The sequence below is a fragment of the Mesobacterium pallidum genome (genome assembly GCF_019966535.1).
GTDB lineage: Bacteria > Pseudomonadota > Alphaproteobacteria > Rhodobacterales > Rhodobacteraceae > Mesobacterium > Mesobacterium pallidum.
Genome location: NZ_JAIMID010000032.1, coordinates 17,387 through 34,544, shown reverse-complemented (window position 1 = coordinate 34,544; position 17,158 = coordinate 17,387). Strand labels below are relative to the sequence as shown.

General features: G+C 68.8%; 10 protein-coding genes. 4 read left to right on the top strand and 6 right to left on the bottom strand.

Features of this window, described 5'->3' with window-relative positions; genetic code table 11:
• Positions 1–24 precede the first annotated feature (24 nt).
• Complete coding sequence (locus tag MF270_RS26340) at positions 25–1,143, top strand: hypothetical protein (protein WP_238368605.1); 1,119 nt, start codon at positions 25–27, stop codon at positions 1,141–1,143.
• Between the two features lie 45 nt (positions 1,144–1,188).
• On the opposite strand, the gene MF270_RS26335 is transcribed toward MF270_RS26340, so the two are convergent.
• Together MF270_RS26335 and MF270_RS26330 are read right to left on the bottom strand one after the other, a co-directional pair.
• Positions 1,189–1,956: a sulfotransferase family protein gene (locus MF270_RS26335; RefSeq protein WP_238368604.1), complete on the bottom strand. Its 768-nt coding sequence runs from the start codon at positions 1,954–1,956 to the stop codon at positions 1,189–1,191.
• A gap of 29 nt (positions 1,957–1,985) precedes the next feature.
• Positions 1,986–2,696: a sulfotransferase gene (locus tag MF270_RS26330; protein ID WP_238368603.1), complete on the bottom strand. Its 711-nt coding sequence runs from the start codon at positions 2,694–2,696 to the stop codon at positions 1,986–1,988.
• A gap of 225 nt (positions 2,697–2,921) precedes the next feature.
• Between MF270_RS26330 and MF270_RS26325 the strand changes: the two genes are divergently transcribed.
• The gene (locus tag MF270_RS26325) at positions 2,922–7,034 is read left to right on the top strand and encodes a glycosyltransferase family 2 protein (RefSeq protein ID WP_238368602.1); all 4,113 of its coding nucleotides are present in this window, start codon (positions 2,922–2,924) and stop codon (positions 7,032–7,034) included.
• 436 nt (positions 7,035–7,470) lie between these two features.
• Here MF270_RS26325 and MF270_RS26320 read toward each other — a convergent pair whose 3' ends face one another.
• Positions 7,471–9,444 carry a glycosyltransferase family 2 protein gene (locus MF270_RS26320; protein WP_238368601.1) on the bottom strand — a complete coding sequence of 658 codons (1,974 nt, stop codon included), beginning with the start codon at positions 9,442–9,444 and terminating at the stop codon, positions 7,471–7,473.
• Complete coding sequence (locus tag MF270_RS26315) at positions 9,445–10,476, bottom strand: replication initiator protein A (protein ID WP_238368600.1); 1,032 nt, start codon at positions 10,474–10,476, stop codon at positions 9,445–9,447.
• Positions 10,477–11,004: 528 nt separating this feature from the next.
• Between MF270_RS26315 and MF270_RS26310 the strand changes: the two genes are divergently transcribed.
• Positions 11,005–12,384 carry an AAA family ATPase gene (locus MF270_RS26310; RefSeq protein WP_238368599.1) on the top strand — a complete coding sequence of 460 codons (1,380 nt, stop codon included), beginning with the start codon at positions 11,005–11,007 and terminating at the stop codon, positions 12,382–12,384.
• A gap of 124 nt (positions 12,385–12,508) precedes the next feature.
• Positions 12,509–13,510: a ParB/RepB/Spo0J family partition protein gene (locus tag MF270_RS26305; RefSeq protein ID WP_238368598.1), complete on the top strand. Its 1,002-nt coding sequence runs from the start codon at positions 12,509–12,511 to the stop codon at positions 13,508–13,510.
• On the opposite strand, the gene MF270_RS26300 is transcribed toward MF270_RS26305, so the two are convergent.
• Both MF270_RS26300 and MF270_RS26295 read right to left on the bottom strand, forming a co-directional pair.
• Entirely contained in the window at positions 13,511–16,156 is a 2,646-nt protein-coding gene (locus tag MF270_RS26300; RefSeq protein ID WP_238368597.1) for a calcium-binding protein, read from the bottom strand.
• A 309-nt stretch (positions 16,157–16,465) separates the two neighbouring features.
• A complete protein-coding gene (locus tag MF270_RS26295) occupies positions 16,466–17,152 on the bottom strand; it encodes an ABC transporter ATP-binding protein (protein WP_238368596.1) in 687 nt (228 codons plus the stop codon).
• Positions 17,153–17,158 lie beyond the last annotated feature (6 nt).

The window sequence follows — 17,158 nt, the reverse complement described above, 5'->3', positions numbered from 1 at the left end:
ACGGCGGCAGAAAGGCCCTCCCCCATGAAACTCGTCCTGCACATCGGTCCGCCCAAGACCGGCACCACGGTCATCCAGGGCGTTCTCTTCCGCCATCGCAAGGCGCTGGCCGAGGCGGGGGCCTATGTCTTCCACGATCCCGTCGACCAGGCGCGGCCGCTCTCGACCCTCTACCACCAGCCGAACCGCCCCATGGTGCCGCCGCTGCGCGCGCATTTCTCCTCCAAGCAGGAGGCCATGAACTGGAGCCAGCGCGCCTGGGCCCGGCTGCAGAAGCAGGTGAAGGAGCAAAAGCCCCGCATCGTCATCCTGTCGAGCGAGCATTTCTCGACGCTCGACGAACACCGCCCCTTCATGAAGCGCCTGCGCAAGATGTTCGACGAGATCGAGGTGATCGGCTATGCGCGCAGCCCCGACAGTCTCTATTGCTCGGCCCTCGACCAGTTCATCCGCGCGGGGATGCGGCTGGGCGAGCTGTCCAGCCCCTGGGAGTACACCGCGCCCACGATCTGGCGCTTCAAGCGCTACCTGCAATCGGTGGGGCCCGAGCACATGACCGTCCGCCGCTTCGACCGCGCGCTGCTGCACGAGGGCGACGTGGTGGCGGACCTGTTCTACGTGATGAACGAAAAGCTGGGGCTCGACCTGCCGACCACCGACGACCGCGGCCCGGCCAAGGTCAACTCGTCCCTGTCCGGGGCGGCGGCGGCCTTCCTGCTGATGATGAACGAGACCTACGTCCGCCTGCCCGAGGGCGAACAGACCCGCGACCAAAGCCAGGTCAAGGCGCGCCAGGCGCTGGTCGAAAAGCTGCGCAAGGCGCCCGAACTGGCCGACCTGCCCTCGCTGAAACTGCCCGACGACAAGCTCAGGCAGGTGATCCTGTGGAAGAACCGCGACAAGCTCGAATGGTTCAACGAGACCTTCTTCGACGCCGCCGGCACGCCCTTCGACCTGCCGCAGGACCCGGGCGCGGACCCGGCCCAGGAAGAGCAATATGCCTTCCTGTCGGACTGGCTGCGCAGCTACCTGACGCCCGACGCGACCGAGCGGCTGGCCCGCGTCGTGTTGGCCCCGCCGGCGGTGGCGACCCAAGCCGAAGGCGGTCCGCAAACCGAAGCCGAAGGCGATCCGCAAACCTGAGCCGGCGGCGGGCGGGCCCGCCCCCCTGCCCCGGCCAGACAGTCTCTAGTTCGAGGATTTCGAGCGTTTCTTGAGATGGTCGAGCTTGGTGCCCAGCACCTGCTCGACCATGTCGCGGTCGAAGGGTTCGCCCAGGAATTCGAACAGCGGGCGCAGCTTGGCCGGCCGGCCGACGTAATCGTCGTAATGCAGGTGAAAGCCGCGCTCGGGGTTCTTTTCCATGTAGGCATGGTACAGCCCCTCGGCCTCGCCGAGGATCCGGTGCACCGTCTCGGGGGCATAGCCCTTCCACCAGCCCGATTGCGCCACCGCGTCCTTGTCGCGGGTGTTGAAGATGAACTTCACGTTCGGGAAGAAGCGGTAGATGAAATCGAGATACATCTCGAACTCCTCCCCCGCGGCGTGGAACCGGATCTCCTTGAAGCCCGAGACGCGCGTGTCGTCCGAGGGCTTCAGCACCGTGTTGACGAAGCCGCGCACCATGGCGCGGGCGACATGGGGCGGGTGGATCAGCTCTCCGCCGAACCAGGGGTGGGTCTGGTCGGTCGGCTCGCCGGCCTCGCGCAGCCTGGCCAGGGTCTGCGAGCTGTCCAGCGCCTCCCAGGCGCGGGCGATGTGCAGCAGGGCGTTGTTGTTCTCGCCGCGGATCTCGAATCCGGGGATCGCGTTCAGCAGGTTCTGCAGCAGCGTCGAGCCCGACCGGCCATAGGTCACGATGAAGACGTAGCGCCGCACCGGCAGCGGGTTCTGCGCCCAGAGCTGCCAGCCGCCATCCGGCGCGCCGCCGCCCTTGTTCTGATTGGGTCCCTTCATGCGGCCCGTCCCCTCCCTGCTCCCTGCCGTCAGCTGTCCTTGAGATGGTCGAGCTGCTGCCCGATCACCTCGGCCACCTTGTCCGCGTCAAAGGGCTCGCCCAGGAAATCGAACAGCCGCTCGAAGGCCCCGGGATTGCCCTGGTAGTCGTCGTACTGCATCACGATGCTGCGCTTGGAATGGCTCTCGGCGTAGTCGCGGTAGACCTGGTCGGCGCGGCCCACCTCGGCCATGAAGGCGTCCTCGCGGTAGCTTGCCCACCAGCCCGATTTCTTCACGTCGGCCAGGTTGCGGGTGTTGAACACCAGGCGGGAGCCGGGGAAGAAGTTCAGCATGAAATCGAAACAGCTCGTCATCTTGTCGCCCGCATGATGAAAGCGTATTTCCTTGAATCCCGCAATACGTGTGTCCGGCTCGGGGCGCAGCACCTGGTTGGTGAACACCCGCGCCAGGGCGCGGCCCAATTCGGGCGGCTCGATCAGCTCGGCGCCGAACCAGGGATCGATCCGGGTGCCGTAGCGCGGGTCGGGCTGGCGCCCGGTGCGCCGCGCCTCGCGCCGGACGCGAATCTCCTGGGCATCGCGGGCGATCAGCCAGGTCTGCACCAGCGGCCAGAGCATGTTCTCGTTCTCGCCCCGGATCAGGTAGCCGGGAATGCCGTTCAGCACGTTCTGCAGCAGGGTCGAGCCGGAGCGCCCGTAGGTGACGATGAACACGTGGCCTTGTGGCGTCTCTGCCATGGGCTGCTCCCTTGCCGCTGGGGCTTGGCCGGGCGCGCACCCGCCTGGCCCCGGGCGACCCGGATCGGCGGCCCTTCGCCCGCCGCAAATACCCGAGGGCCGGCGGGAATTCAATCGTCGGTAAGGGGCCCCGGGGGGACCCGCCCTTGCGCCCCTTGGCAGAATCCGACACAACGCAGGGGGCCCTTGCAGCGCCCGACGACCCGTCCTTGCCGGAGTTCCCGCATGTTCCGTTTCCTCGCCGACGGTGGCGCAAGTTTTTCCTACGCGGCCGAACTGGACGAAGAGGTGCCCTATGCCAACCTCTCGTTCTTCGACGCGGCGCGGCGCGACATCCTGTTCCACCTGTCGTTGCGCGGCAAGCAGAACGTGGCCGTCACCAACACCCGGCACGAGGACCACTGGCGCGAGGAAACGCCGCATGAAGTCGAGCTGCACGAGGGCGTGGTCCATGTCGAGATCGAGATCATGCCGCCCCATGTCATGGTCAAGCTCGACGGCCAGGTGCTGATCGACGACGACGAGAGCTTTCCCGACATCGGCCAGGCCGCCTTTGCCAGCTGGCAGGGCGGCATCATCGACGACACGATCGAGATCGGCGGCGAGGCCAACGAGGACCGCCGCGGCATGGGCGAGCTCAAGCTCACCGACAGTTTCGCCGTGACCGGCTGGGCCTTCGATCCGATCCGCCCCGGCACCCGCCCGGGGATCGAGGTCGAGGGGCTGGGCGAGCCGCTGCGCGTCCACCTGTCGGACAACATGACCGTGGCCCGCAGCCTGAACTTCGGCAATGCCACCATCGGGCTGCGCGCCTCGCTGCCCGGGCGGATCTGGGCCGCCAGCGGCTCGGGCCGCGTCTCGGTTCAGGCGGTGGCCGGGCATCTGCTGTGCGGCGAGCCGCTGGTGGTCACCCATGACGACATCATCCGCACGATCGAGCGCAACGCCGAGACGCTGACCCCCGAGGGCAATGCCTATGCCGCGCTGGCCGCGATCGAACACGTGCGCTTTGGCGGCTTCTACGAAGAGCTGACCGACAATGCCCGGCGCTACCTGCTGACCGCCGCCCGTCTCTACAACGCCATCGCGTACCTGTTTCCGGACGGCCATCCCGACGTGACCGAGGCCGTGGCCGAGGAGCGCCCGCGCAAGGACAAGACCCCCGGCCCCGCCGAGGTGCTCTCGGCCCGTGTCCAGGCCGAGCTGAACACCCGGCTGCGCGACGCCCCCGGCGCCGACATCGCCGCGGTGCTGAGGGACCTGCTGGCCGAATACCCGCTGGACGGCGAGGCCCGGCGCAGCCTGGTGCTGGCCCTGGTCGAGCCGGTCTGCCAGGCCGGCGATCACGCGGCGATGCGCGCGCTCGAGGCGCTGATCGCCGACCAGAAGATCGGCCCGGCCGACAATGCCTGGCAGAACTCGCAGCTGCTGCCCTTCTTGATGATCCGCGGAGAGATCCAGGCCGCGGCGCAGGTGGTCGCCTCGATGACCGCCAATGACGGCGCCTGGTTCTGCGCCCCGCCCGTCGCCTGGGTGCTGACCGAGCTGGCCACGCGCGACAATTACCCCTGGGACGACCGGTTCACCGACCAGATCCTGCGCGGGCTGATGACGCTGGTCGAACGCGCGGCCAATGCCTACTGGCGCCTGCCCTGCGCGCGCATGACCGAGGCGGCCGTGGTGCTTCTGTCCATGCGCGACCGGATGCCCGACGCGATTTCGGTCCAGGTGCGCGATTTCGTGCTGCATTGCTTTGCCTGTTCCGACCGGTTCTGGACGCTGGTCGATGCCCGCGTCGCCGATGGCATGGCGCTGAGCCAGACCATGGTCGCCGCCCGCGCCGCCTTTGCCATCACCGCCGCCCATGCGCGTGGGCAGGAGGACGCCGGCGATCTCGACCTGGCGCTGCGCCACCTCGCCGCGCTCGGCGCGATCGAGGCGCCGCGCCTCAGGCTGGAACTGATGGGCCCGGCCGGCGCCGGCCCGCTCGAGGCGCTCACCGACCCGGTGATGCAGCTCTCGGCCACCGGGCTGAACCTGCGCGAGCTGTCGCTGCGCGCCATGGCCTTTCCGGGCAACAGGCTGGACGATCCGGGCCTCGCCGAGGCCGCCCACCATGCCCTGCGCCGGCGCTGGAACAATGTCGACAAGGCGCCCTATTACAGCGTTCAGATCAGCTCGAGCCGCCGGCTGCACCGCCTGGTCGAGACCCTTCAGGAGGACGGCGAGGGCCCCGAGACCACGCGCCTGCTGGAAGAGGTCATGCCGCATCTGCGCAAGATCTCGGGCCAGTTCAGCGGCTACCTCGGCCTGGGCCTGCTGCTGTCGCTGCTGGGCGCCGCGATCCGCCTCGGCGCGCCGATGCTGGCCGACCGGGCGCTGGCCCGGCTGGGGCAGATCCTGTCCGAGATGCCCAAGGCGATGCGCGACAAGGCCGTCGAGGCGCCCAGCGTGGTCTCGGCCCTCGCCACGCTGGACCGGCTTGCCGCCACGGACGGCGCGCCCGATGCCGCCCGCGCCGCGCTGACCCTGTTCCCCGGCCGCCCCGCCGGCGCGCTGGAACGCTTCCCCGAAGAGCCGGTCACGGCCGAGGGATGGGATCTGGCCTCGCCGCTCTTCGACACGCTGGTGACGGTGTTTTCCTGCCGGCCCTACCTCGAGACCCGGGTCACCGCGATGCGCGACGGCTGGCTCAAGGACCTGACCGCGCTTGGCATTCCCTACGTGATCGTGGTCGGCGATGGCGACGGGACGCTCGATGGCGACGTGCTGCGGCTCGATGCGCCCGACGATTACGAGGGGCTGCCGCAAAAGACGCTGGCCACGGTCGACTGGGTCCATGCGAACACCAATTTCGAATACATGCTCAAGATCGACGACGATTGCTACCTGAACGTCGACGAGTTCTTCCATTCGCAATCCTATCGCAAGTTCGACTACTACGGCCGCGGCCTCACCCGCGCGCTGGGGCAGATGGACCGGTCCTGGCACCAGGAGAAATCGCAGAGCGACCGCGCGCGCACATCGCTCGACAAGTCGCCCGAACCCTCGTCCTATGCCGATGGCGGCGGCGGCTACACCCTGTCGCGCCATGCCATGTCGCAGCTGCTGGCCAGCCGCGACACGATCCAGGGCTGGCAGCTGATCGACAGCTCCTTCATGGAGGACAAGGTGGTCGGCGACCTGCTGGCCATGCGCGGGATCAAGGTCGCGTCGGAAGATTACTACACCACGATCTGGCGCCGCACCCATGGCAAGGCCCGGCAGATCATGCTGTGGGACAATTACTTCCTGCCCTCGGCCGCCTCGCCCTGCAAGATGGCGCATCTGGATACGGCCGAGGAACAGGCCCCGACCGAGGCGCTGCGCGACGCCAACACGCTCTGGCCGCGCAAGATCTGGCCCAGCTTCACCAATGCCGGGCTCGGCTATGACAGCAACCAGCTCGAGCTTCTGTCGGACGAGGCGCAGCTGGCCGATCTCAATGCCCGCGACCTGGCCGTGATCTGCACCTGCCGGAACGAGATCGACCGCCTGCCGCGGTTCCTGGCGCATTACCGCAAGATGGGGGTCGCGGCCTTCTTCTTCGTCGACAATGCCAGCGACGACGGCACGCGCGAATACCTGCTGACCCAGGAAGATTGCGCGGTCTTCTCGGCCGACACCAATTATTCCTCGGCCCGCTACGGGGTGACCTGGCAGGTCACGCTGCTGTCGGCCCTGCGCCGCAACCGCTGGAGCCTGATTGCCGACAGCGACGAGCTGCTGGTCTATCCCGGCTGGCGCGAGACGCCGCTGGATGTCTTCGTGGCCGAACATGCGGGCGAGGCCGACGCCTTCCGCGTGCAGATGCTCGACATGTACCCGCAAGGGCCGCTGGGCCAGGCCGATCTCGGCGACGATCCCTTTGCCGTCGCGGGCTTCACCGATGCAGACCCCGTGCGGATCGACCCGCTTTATCGCGGGGTGTTCTCGAACGACCAGACGCGGGTCAGCGCGGTGCGGCACCGGCTGATCCCCGACAGCCGGGCGCTGACCTTCCTCGCGCAGAAATACGCGCTGCTGCGCTACCGCCCCTGGATGCGCCTGTCCGAGGGGCTGCATTACAGCGCCGAGACGCAGGTGGCGGCGCAGGAGCTGCTGTTTGCGCATTTCAAGTACGACAGCCATTTCGCGACCCGGATCACCACCGAGGTGGCGCGGGGCCGGCACTTCAACCGGGCCGAGGAATACCGCCGCTACGCCGAGCTGCTGTCGAGCCGGGGCGACGTGCTTTACGACGACAGCGTCTCTGTTCCGTGGCAAGAGAGCAGCCTGGCAAAAGCTGTGCTGGGGTGAGGCGCGCCCGGAAAAGGGTCCAGTGGACCCTTTTCAGCGCCTCAGCGGCGGAGCCCCGGGCAAGGCGCGCCCGGGCACCGGCCCGGCGGGCCGGTGTCTCTGAACCCTCTACTCAAGCGCCAAGCCGCGCATCGCCGGGCCGCGGTATGGCGATCCGACGGTCGTGTTAGGCACTTTATCCCAGCCAAGTCCGAAAGACATGAGAACGGCGCACCCAGCCCAGCCAAATCGCCGTGCCGTCCCGCCACAGGCGGGCCAATGTTCTCGGCGCACCTCTGGTGCGACGGGCGGCCCGTCATGTCGGAGACATGCCTACGGCATGATGCGCGGCGGCCTGCGGCCTTGATTCCGCGCCTGGGGCATGACCGGCCGGAACCGCAAAACCGGCATCAACCGCAAGAGAGCGGATTGAGACCTGACCGACAGAAGGCCCCGATCAGCCCGCCTCGCCCTCCGCATCCGTCTCTGTGACGGGCGTTTCGGCCGGTTCCGGCTCCGGTTCGGGCACGTTCAGCCCCATCGCAATCCGCACCCGCGGCCCGATGAAGGGGTCAAGCGCCACCGCGTCCGTCAGCCCCGGCACCTCGGTCGAGAGCTCCCCCACCTCGGCGGCAAAGACCTCGTGGGTCTCCTCGGTGCCGTATTGGCCAAAGTTCATCTTCTCCCAGACCGCGCGGGCCCAGAGCCGGGCCTGCCAGCCGCCGCCCGTCCCGGTCTCGAGATAGGCGATGTCCGGATCCGCCGCCATCTCGCGCAGGGCGACCAGGATCTCGGCCGGGCTCAGCGGCGCGCGCCAGAGCTTGCGTGTCTCGGGCCGGATCGCCAGCCGCACGGGGGGCTTTTCCACCCAGACCGCGCGCTGCGCCTTGCCAAGCGCGGCGTAAAGCAGCCGGGTCGAGGAATAGAAGCCCGGGGCAAAGCCCAGCCGGTTCGCGCGCAAAAAGCCCGTGTCGAACATCCGCGCCGAAGGGTGGCCATGCAGCACCGCGACCTCTTCGGGGCGCGGGCGGAACCCGGCCTCGGAGGTCAGCCGCGCCTCGGGGATGGCGCTGCGGTCATGGATGCCGGGGTTCAGCTCTTCGGCGTCGCCCATGCGGATCTGCGCCAGCGCCACCTGCGCGCCGGCCGCGCGCATGGCGCCCTGCCAGGCGGCCAGCGCCCGGGGCGGCAGCGTGTCGCCGGCATCGAGAAAGACGATCGCCCGCCCACGCGCCGCCTCGAGCCCGCGGTTGCGCGCGCCCTCGACCCCCTGCCCGCCGGCGATCACCGACACGCCCGGCCGCTCCGAGGCCAGCGCGTAGATCCGCCGCCGCGCCTGGCTACCGGGCAGCGCCTGGTCGTCATCGGGCACGACAAGGATCTCGGTCTCGACCAGGCTCTGGCGGGCGAGGCTGGCCAGGGTGTCGCGCAGCGCGTTCTCGGCGCCGTCGGACGGCACGACGACGGTGACGGGCACCGCGCCCTCCATCAGGTCGATCCACCAGCCGGGCACGCCCAGCGTCGCGTCATAGGCATAGCCGCGCGACGCGATCCAGTCGCGCGCATGGGCGACGAACCGCGCGCGCCGGGCACGGTCCTTGATCGCCTCGGCCCGTTCCAGCGTCAGCCGCGTGGCGATGCGCGACAGCGCCTCGGTCCGGCCCGCCTTGTCCGAGGCGGCCGAGATCCCTTCGAGCCGCTCGAGCACGGTGAACTGGTCGAAGACCCGCTCGGACCCGTCGCGGGTGATCTGGCCCTCGCGCCCTTGGGTCGACAGGTACAGCGCCTCGGGCAGGCGCAGGATATGGTCGGTCTTGGCCGCATAGCGCCAGAAGAAGGCGTGATCCTCGTAGTTCATGCCCTCGTCGAAGCGGGTGTCACCGATCAGCGCGCGGCGGTAGATCTTGTTCCAGGCGCTGGGATAGTGCCGCACCACGGCGCGCCAGTCGGTCAGCTCGTGCCGCTCGGGGCGGCCGCCCTCGGGCAGCTTCCAGTCGGCCTTGAGGTGGCCATGCATCCCGGTGTGCAGGATCGGCGCCTCGGCCTCGCCATCGCGGCCGGGCTCGCTGTGAAAGGCGATGCCGCAGCTGACCCAGTCGGCGCCGCTGTCCTCGATCGCGCCCACCAGCCGCTCGAGGTAATTCGGCGCCAGCCGGTCGTCGCTGTCGAGAAAGCAGACATAGTCCCCCGTCGCCCGCGCGAGCCCCGCGTTGCGCGCAGCCGAAAGCCCGGCGTTCTCCTGCTCGATCACCGTGAAGCGCTCGTCGCGCAGCACCACGCCACGCGCCAGCGCACCGCTGCCGTCGGTCGAGCCGTCGTCGATCACGATGGCCTCGAAATCCTTGAAGCTTTGCCCCGCGAGCGAGGCGAGGCTGTCGGCGACGTAATCGGCGACGTTGTACACCGGTACGATGACGGAAACGCGGGCCATCTATCCTCTCTTTCGTCTCTTCTCGACCCAGGCGAGGAACGCCTTGTCCGGGTCGCGCAGAGGTTTCTTTCCTGTCCCGGCCCAGAAGGCAAGCCATTCTGCCTGCAGGCCATAGACATCGGCGCCCGGAAACAGCGCCCGCGCCGCCTCAAGCGTCCCCTGCGTCAGCAGCGGGCCTTCGCCGGGCCCGGGGGCGGTGTCCGCCTCGATCACGGCGATCCGGTCAAAGCGGACCATGTCGCCCGGCTCCTCGCTCATGATGTAATCGGGCAGGGTTTCCGCCTCCATCATTTTCCGCATGGCGGCGCGGAAGACGCGGATCGGCGCGGCGGATCCTGCCTTCTTGTGCAGCACCGCCATGGAGACGCGCCATTCGGACTGGCGGCCGCAATGCTTGCGCGCGATCTCGTAGATCCGCCGCTCGAGCGGCTTGCGCAGGCGGAAATAGTCGCGGCTGAGGGTCAGCACCGCCTTCGACTGCACCGCGCGGAACAGCCAGTCGCTGAGCGTCACGCTGACGCTGATCATCCGCCCGCCCCTGGTGCGGCGCACGATCTCCCAGGCCTCGATCAGGCCAAAGCCGCGGGTGGTCTCGATGCCCCCGGTGGTGAGGTTGGTGGTGATGCGCGTGCCCGCCAGCCGCTCGAAGGCCTCCTTGAGGCGCGCGTAGCCGTCGCCGGAGGTGTCGCGGTTCGTCGCCACCAGCAGGTCATGGGCGCGCAGCTGCAAGGTCCGCCCGATCTCGCGGCCCGCGTTCAGCGCCGCCATCAGCTGGCTCACGCAATAGATCAGGATATCCTTGTCGTGGATCGTCGCCCGCCCCTTCACGCTGGGCGTCACCTCGATCCGCGCATCGTTATGGGCATAGCTGAGGATGCGCCGGTCGGGCCGGGTGGAGAGCGAAAAGATCGGATGCTCCATGCTGCCCAGGTCCCCCTTGGGCGATGCATCGAAGATGTCGCACAGAAACATGTCTGTGGTCGGATGCCGGTCGGGCAAAAGCCCCGACCCCGGCACAAGTTGCCTGGTCATTGCCTGCGTCTTTCACTGCCTCTCGAGGGGCGTTGCCCTCTGCCCGTTATGTCGATCCCGTTCTCGGGATTCGGTTTCGGGGTTTCAGTGACACCCTAGATTTATCCACAGGCCCCTGTCCAGTTCGCCGGGCCCCCGGCTCTCGGGGGTTCGGAGTCGGGCGGCCGTGGTTTCAGAATCGCCACGGCGTGGTTTCAGAGTCGGGCGAGGCCGTCAGATGCGCCCCAAGCTCCTGATTCAAGGCAGATTCCCGGGGCTACGCGGGGTCCGTAACTGAATCCCTAACCAATCTTATAACGAAACAGCGGGAATTTTTTTGGCCCACGGCCCGCCCTGCCCTTGGCAAGAGCCCGGATTTGCTGAGAAAATGAACGGGATGGGCGGCCCGTGTAGCGAAAAGCCTTCCATGTGGCGCCTTTTCCTGTATCCTACTCAAAACAGCGCACATGGCGCCAAAGGGCTCACAAGAAGCCCGGACAAGCAGGCAGCGGGAGACCCGCATCGGGACAGGAGCAGACAGTTTCAGCCATGACCATGCCCCCCTATTTCGGCATCGACCCCGACCAGGCCGCGGCCGCGCTCGGCGCGCCGGTGACCTCGGACGGGTTCGCCAGTATCGCCAAGGCGGCCGCCGCAGGCCGCAACGACCTCTCGTCGCGCGGGCTGGAAGACGGCGGCACGCGCCGCCTGCGCCCCTTTTCCACCTGGGAGATCACGCGCTATCTCATCCCCGTGGCCCAGGGCCATTTCCGCCGGGTGCTGAAACAGAACCCCGACCTGCCGCAGGGCACCTCCGAGACCGAGGGCGGCGCCAAGTGGTTCACCCTCGACGAGGTCCTTCGCCTGCGCGCGCATTTCGCGGCCGAGGGGTCGAAGACCAAGAACTACCTGCCCTACCGCCCCAAGGACCTGCCGGCCAAGATGGTCGCCGTCGCCAACTTCAAGGGCGGCGTCGGCAAGACCTCCACGGCGGCGCATCTGGCCATGTCCGCCGCGCTCGACGGCTACAAGGTGCTGGTGATCGATCTCGACAGCCAGGGCTCCATGACCTCGATCTTCGGTGGCAAGGTGGCCGACGAATGGCAGACGGTCTTTCCCCTGCTCGCCCGCCACTATGCCGCCTACCAGCGGGGCGAGAACCAGCGCCGGCTCGACCGGGGCGAGGCGCCGCAACCGCTCGACGACACGCTGACCGAGGCGCTGGGGATCCGTGCCCAGGACCTGGTGCAGCCGACCCATTGGCCCAACATCGACCTGATCGGCGCGCAGCTGAACCTCTACTGGGCGGAATTCCAGATCCCGGTCTGGCGCATGCAGGGCCGCGGCTGGAAGCTGTGGGATGCGCTGGCCCAGGTGCTGGACGAGGACGGGATCCTGTCGGAGTATGACATCGTCTTCCTCGACACGCCCCCCGCGCTTGGCTACCTCACGATCAACGGGCTTTCCGCCGCCGACATCCTGCTCGTCCCCCTCGGCGCCTCCTTCCTCGAGTTCGACAGCACCGGCCGCTTCTTCGACATGCTGCATTCGACCTTCTCAAGCATCGAAGAGGCCGAGAACCTCGCCGCCCGCGCGCTGGGTCGGCCGGAAACCGCCTTCGAATGGGACGCGGTGCGCGCCGTGGTCACCCGCTTCGACGGCACCCAGCAGGCCGAGCTTGCCGCCCTCATGCAGGCCTACTTGGGTGCCACCCTCTCGCCGCACCGGCAGGATTTCACCGCGCTGATCGGCCAGGCTGGCGAACAGGTGCAGGGCATCTACGAGGCCGATTACCGCGACTTCAACCGCGAGACCTATGCCCGGGGCCGCGAGACCTTCGACGCCACCTATGCCGCCTTCAAGGCGCTGCTTCTGGGCGCCTGGCGCCGCGACGAAAAGGCCGCCCAAAGCACGGAGGCCGCCGAATGAGCCCGAAACAGAGCCACATCGCGCGCCCGATCCCTCTTCATCTTGCCTCTAAACTCCGGGGGAGTCCGCCTTTGGCGGACGGGGGCTGGCCCCCCTGCCCGACCCGCCACGGAGCGCCCCGCTGATGGCCCGCCGCAAACGCCTGACCCCCGCGAACCCCGACTACCTCGCCCCCACGGACGACACCCCGGGCCTGTCGCCTCTCGGCCCCACCCGCGCGGCGCCCATCGCGCAGGTGGCCGGCGACAGCTCGGCCCAGGCCGCGCTCGCGGAACTCTCCCGCACCATGGAGGAGGCGCGCGCCCAGGGCCGCATGGTGCTGTCCCTGCCCCATGAGGCGATCCGCCTCGATTACCTGGTCCGCGACCGGCTCGGCATCGACAGCGACGAGATGGACGCGCTGACGCAATCCCTCCGCGCGCGTGGCCAGCAGACCCCGGTCGAGGTGACGCGGCTCGAGGACGGCGCCTATGGCCTCATCTCGGGCTGGCGGCGCTGCAAGGCGCTGGCGCGGCTCCATGCCGAGACCGGCGAGGACCGCTTCGCCGAGGTGCAGGCCCTGGTGCGCCAGCCCGCCGATGCCCCCGCCGCCTATCTCGCCATGGTCGAGGAAAACGAGATCCGCGCGAACCTCAGCTATTACGAGCGGGCGCGGATCGTGGCGCGCGCCGTTGCCCGCGGGGTCTTTGCCGATGAACAGGAGGGGCTGCGGGTGCTCTTTGCCTCGGCCTCCCGCGCCAAGCGGTCCAAGATCGGGTCCTTCATCCGGCTGGTCGACCGGCTCGAGGACGTGCTGCGCTTCCCCGAGGCGTTGCCGGAACGCGCCGGGCTGGCGCTGGTCAAGGTGCTGGATGCCGATCCTGGCGCCACGGACCGGCTGCGGGCCGAGCTCTCGGCCAGCCCGCCCGCGGATGCGGCGGGCGAGCTCGACCGCCTCATCGCCTTTGCCGAGCCGCAAAAACAGTCTCTGACCCGGCCCAAAACGCCGAAAACCGCGCCCGAAGAGATCCGGCCGGGGCTGAAGCTCAGCCAGGGCAAGGATGGCAGCCTGACCCTGTCCGGCCCGGCCCTGAGCGAGGACTTGCGCGCCGCGCTGACCCAATGGCTCAAGGCCCGGGATTTGTGATCACAGGAAGTCGATGTCGGCCAGCGAGATCTGCGCCATCCCGACGTCCTCAAGCCAGACCGACCCGCCGTCCCAATCGATCCGGGCGCCATTGCCGGTGCCGGTCAGGCTGACGCCGCCGCGCCCCAGTCCGTCGATGTCCAGCGCGATCCGGTCTTCGCCCGCGTCGAAATCGGTGATGTGCCGGTCGCCCGCGCGGGTCGAAAAGACGAAGAGGTCCGCATCCGCGCCGCCGGTCAGCACGTCATCGCCGCCGCCCGCGTCGATCGTGTCGCGGCCCGCGCCGCCGTCCACCGTGTCGGCGCCGTAGATGTCGGACTGGGCATTGTCGCTGTAGCGGTCGTGGCCCTGGCCCAGGAACACCGTGTCGCGGCCGCGCCCGCCGTAGACCGTATCGCTGCCCTGCCCCGCGTAGAGGGTGTCGGCCTGGTCGCCGCCGTGCAGGAAATCGTCACCAACACCGCCCGAAACCATGTCGAACCCGTCGTTGCCGTAAAAGACGTCGTTGCCGCCAAGCCCGCCGATCGTGTCGTTGCCAGTGCCACCGTAGACAGAGTCGTTGCCGGCCGCGCCGTCCTGGTCGCAATCGAGGAAGACGTCGTTGCCGTCGCCCATCCAGGCCTGGTCGGCGCCAAGGCCGCCCTCGACCTGGTCATTGCCATTGCCTGCGTAAAAGGTGTCGCCCCAGCCGCCGCCCAGCAGGTGATCGTCGCCATTGCCGCCCTCGAGCCAGTCGGCGTCGTCGCCGCCCGACAGGGTGTCCGCCCCGCCCGCGCCCAGAAGCGTGTCGCGGCCCGCGCCGCCCTCGACGTAGTCGGCGCCGTTCTCGCCGCCCTCGTCCACGTCGCGGAAAAGATCGTTGCCGCCGCCCAGCCAGGCGCGGTCGCGGCCCAGGCCGCCCTCGACCGTGTCCTGGCCGAGGCCGCCGTACAGCCGGTCGGCGCCCTGGCCGCCGCGCAGGAAATCGGCGCCCTCGTCGCCGCACAGCGTGTCGGCCCCGCCGGCACCCCAGAGCCAGTCGCATCCCGCGCCGCCGTAGACCTCGTCGGCGCCATCGGCCCCGGTCTGCTCGTGGTCGATGAAGCGGTCGTCATCGGCGCCCAGCCAGATCTTGTCGCAGCCCATGCCGCCGTCGACCGTGTCCATTCCGGCCCCGGCATAGAGACGATCATGGCCCTTTCCGGCATAGATGCCGTCGTCGCCTTCGCCGCCGTTGATCGTGTCGGCGCCGCGCAGGCCCAGGATCTGGTCGCTGCCCCAGTAGCCTGTGATCACATCGTCGCCATCGGTGCCCGCGCGGTCCTGGCGCACCACCAGCAGCGGGCGGTCGCCGGCGCCCAGGGTGAGGCCGGCGCGCAGTTCCGAGAGGGTCAGCCCGGCGTGCAGCACCTCGAGCACCTCGCCGCCGATCCAGGTGATGCGGCCGCCCTCTGCCGTGGTCTCGAGCGTCAGCCGCTCGAGCTGGTAGAGCATCGGCCAGCGGCTGAGGTCGATCATGTCCTGGCCGGGGGTGAAATCGGCGATGCTGTCGCGCGCGCCGTCCGCGGTCATGACAAAGACATCGCGGCCGGTGCCGCCGGTCAGGATGTCCGTGCCCGCGCCGTCCGACAGGGTGTCGTCGCCCGACCCGGCATAAAGCGTGTCGTTGCCGCCCGCGCCGTGCAGCAGATTGTTGTCCGCATCGCCCGACAGCATCTCGGCGCCACTGGTGCCGGTCCGCACCGCGCCGTGATCGCTGACATCCATGTCGAACCGGGTGAGGCCGCTTTCGACCTGGCTCGAGGCGACCAGGGTGAGCGTGCCGCCGATATGGGCCAGGGCCAGGCTCTCGACGTTCTGCAGCCCGTTCTCCAGCGTGTCGCAGACGGTGTCGACATGGGTCAGCGTGCCGTCGGGCAGCATCTGGAACAGGCTCAGCCCGTCGTCGCCGCCGCCGGCCGCGAGGTAAAGCATGTCGCCCACCATCACCGTCGCCATCGCATGGGCCTGGCCAAAGCGGGTGTCGAGGTTGTCGATCACGTGGTCGGCGGGGATCAGCGCGCCGGTCTCGGTCAGGCGCATGACCGACAGCGCGCCCATGCCGCCGGACGCGGCGGCCGAGGCGACCAGCACCCAGGCCTGGCCATAGGCCTGCACGGTTTCGATCGCGGTGACGGCCGAGAGGATGCCGAGGCCATGATCGGCGCCCATGGTGTCGCGGATCGTGTCGCTGCCGGCGCGGCTGCTGGTGATCGTGTTGGCGCTGGCGGCGATGTCCCAGGCGATGTCGCCCGCGGTGAGGCGCGTGGCCGCGCCCGGCGCGCCGCCGATCCACGAAGCGCCGCCGATGCCGCCGGTCGCCTCGAGCCGGTAGCCGTAAAGCGTGCCGGTGTCGTTGGCGCCGATGGCCAGGTAATCGTTGCCGGCGTGGCTGACGCGCTGGACGCTGCCGGTCAGCAGGTCCGAGACGCTGGTCGAGAAATAGCTGACGTCGAGGGCCGTGAGGCCGGTGGCGGTCATCTGCCAGGTCACCAGCCCGCCGCCGCGCCCCGAGACGGTGGCCAGCACCTGGGTGCCGTCCAGCTCGAGGATCGTCATGTCCTGCACATTGGTCGTCAGCGGCCCTGCCGCCTGTCCGATCCAGCCTTGAAAGTTGAGCTCGCCCATTGGTCCCACCCACATGTTCGCGTTGGGGCGAACCTGACGGGCAAGCGGGACCTCACCGGGACACGAACCGGGCCGGTCCGGGCCATAACGGCGCAATTGGAGACAATCGGCTTAACCGGTTTTCGCCGGCCGGGGGCCGTTTTGCGCCGGGTTAGAGCCTGTTTCCGGCAAGGTGCGGGGGAAGAGGGTTAAGCGAATGTGGCCCCCCTGCGGAGGCGCCGCAAAATCGCCCGGATCGGCCCGGGGCGCGCGGTCACAAAGTTGCCCCGATCCGTGGGCGGGCCCGCCTTCCGGCCCGGCCCCCGGCCGTCACTCCGTGTCGGGCGCGGGCGGCTCGTAGGTGCCGTTCATCATGGCCTTGTGCACCTCGATCGCCTCGTCGACGTCGTGGTAATAGGTCAGGTGACCATGTTCCAGTACGGCCGCGGCGTTGCACATCTCGCGGATCTGGCCCAGGTCGTGGCTGACGAGGATGGCGCTCGAGCGTTGCATCCGGTCGTCGAACACCGCCTTGGACTTGGCCTTGAAGGTGGCATCGCCCACCGCCGTCGCCTCGTCCACCAGGTAGGTGTCGAAGGGGATGCCCATCGAGGCGCCAAAGCTGACCCGGGCCCGCATGCCCGAGGAATAGGACTTGACCGGCATGAAGAAGTGATCGCCGATATCGGCGAAATCGCGGACGAAGTCGATCAGCTCCTCGGTGTCGACCCCGTAGACCCGGGCCAGGAAGCGCACGTTCTGCGCCGCCGTCAGCTCGCGGTGGAACGAGCCGGAAAAGCCCACCGTCCACGAGATCGTCCCGTCCGAGACGATGCGCCCGGTGTCGGGGCGCACCGAGCCCGAGATCATCTGCATCAGCGTCGATTTCCCGGCGCCGTTGCGGCCCAGCAGGGCCAGCGAATCCCCCGTGGGCAGGGTGGCGTTCAACTGGTCGATGACCAGGTGCTGCACGCCCCGCACCCGGAAGCTCTTGGAGACATTCTCGAAACGGATCATCGGCTC